Annotated in this window: 1 rRNA gene; it reads right to left on the bottom strand. The window is 58.2% G+C overall.

The window, feature by feature from the left end:
* Positions 1–20: 20 nt before the first annotated feature.
* A 16S ribosomal RNA gene (locus MT994_RS19275) occupies positions 21–1,542 on the bottom strand.
* Positions 1,543–1,578: the final 36 nt, after the last annotated feature.

Below are 1,578 nucleotides of genomic sequence, written 5' to 3'. Positions count from 1 at the left end.
GAGGGTTGGTAGCTCCTTAGAAAGGAGGTGATCCAGCCGCACCTTCCGGTACGGCTACCTTGTTACGACTTAGTCCCAATCGCCAGTCCCACCTTCGACCACTCCCCCCGCGAACGGTTGGGCCATGGGCTTCGGGTGTTACCGACTTTCGTGACTTGACGGGCGGTGTGTACAAGGCCCGGGAACGTATTCACCGCAGCGTTGCTGATCTGCGATTACTAGCGACTCCGACTTCATGGGGTCGAGTTGCAGACCCCAATCCGAACTGAGACCGGCTTTTTGGGATTCGCTCCACCTTACGGTATCGCAGCCCTTTGTACCGGCCATTGTAGCATGCGTGAAGCCCAAGACATAAGGGGCATGATGATTTGACGTCATCCCCACCTTCCTCCGAGTTGACCCCGGCAGTCTCCCATGAGTCCCCGGCATAACCCGCTGGCAACATGGGACGAGGGTTGCGCTCGTTGCGGGACTTAACCCAACATCTCACGACACGAGCTGACGACAACCATGCACCACCTGTGCACGAGTGTCCAAAGAGACCACCATCTCTGGTGGCTTCTCGTGCATGTCAAGCCTTGGTAAGGTTCTTCGCGTTGCATCGAATTAATCCGCATGCTCCGCCGCTTGTGCGGGCCCCCGTCAATTCCTTTGAGTTTTAGCCTTGCGGCCGTACTCCCCAGGCGGGGCACTTAATGCGTTTGCTGCGGCACGGAACTCGTGGAATGAGCCCCACACCTAGTGCCCAACGTTTACGGCATGGACTACCAGGGTATCTAATCCTGTTCGCTCCCCATGCTTTCGCTCCTCAGCGTCAGTTGCGGCCCAGAGACCTGCCTTCGCCATCGGTGTTCCTCCTGATATCTGCGCATTCCACCGCTACACCAGGAATTCCAGTCTCCCCTACCGCACTCTAGTCTGCCCGTACCCGATGCAAGCTCGAGGTTGAGCCTCGAGTTTTCACACCAGACGCGACAAACCGCCTACGAGCTCTTTACGCCCAATAATTCCGGACAACGCTTGCGCCCTACGTATTACCGCGGCTGCTGGCACGTAGTTAGCCGGCGCTTCTTCTGCAGGTACCGTCACTTGCGCTTCTTCCCTGCTGAAAGAGGTTTACAACCCGAAGGCCTTCATCCCTCACGCGGCGTCGCTGCATCAGGCTTTCGCCCATTGTGCAATATTCCCCACTGCTGCCTCCCGTAGGAGTCTGGGCCGTGTCTCAGTCCCAGTGTGGCCGGTCGCCCTCTCAGGCCGGCTACCCGTCGTCGCCTTGGTAGGCCATCACCCCACCAACAAGCTGATAGGCCGCGAGCCCATCCCTGACCGAAAAACTTTCCAACCACCCCCATGCGAGGACGGCTCATATCCGGTATTAGCCCCGGTTTCCCGGAGTTATCCCGAAGTCAAGGGCAGGTTACTCACGTGTTACTCACCCGTTCGCCACTAATCCGCCCAGCAAGCTGGGCATCATCGTTCGACTTGCATGTGTTAAGCACGCCGCCAGCGTTCGTCCTGAGCCAGGATCAAACTCTCCGTAAATGAACAACGCCCACCACCAGGACAAACCCCGGCAGT

It is taken from the genome of Cellulosimicrobium sp. MI9406, assembly GCF_040595865.1.
Taxonomy (GTDB): Bacteria; Actinomycetota; Actinomycetes; order Actinomycetales; family Cellulomonadaceae; genus Cellulosimicrobium; species Cellulosimicrobium funkei.
This window is presented reverse-complemented; position numbering and strand designations above follow the sequence as displayed.